The organism is Rhizobium sp. SVR5-9E (genome assembly GCF_056755095.1).
Genome location: NZ_JBNDHS010000499.1, coordinates 1 through 259, shown reverse-complemented (window position 1 = coordinate 259; position 259 = coordinate 1). Strand labels below are relative to the sequence as shown.

Annotated in this window: 1 protein-coding gene; it reads right to left on the bottom strand. The window is 56.0% G+C overall.

The window, feature by feature from the left end; all coding sequences use genetic code 11:
* On the bottom strand, nucleotides 1-259 hold a 259-nt coding region (locus tag ACPYOJ_RS35785), incomplete at both ends, for a LysR substrate-binding domain-containing protein (RefSeq protein WP_481420448.1).

The following is a 259-nucleotide window of genomic DNA, read 5'->3' as shown; positions in this document are numbered from 1 at the left end:
GATCATATCCTTTTCCAACCTCTCGTCATACCGAATGCCGGCGTCAAACCCGGCCGCGAGCACATCGATGAAGCTGTCTTCGGCAACGATTTCGACCGATATCCCCGGATAGTTCTTCAAAAAGCGATTGACGATATCAGGCATCACCACCATGGCAGCGACTGTCGGCACATTCAGCCGCAAAGTCCCGCCCACACGGTCGCGAAAGCTATTGATGTCGTCGAGCGCAACGGCGATCTCACTCATCGCGGGGGTCAGC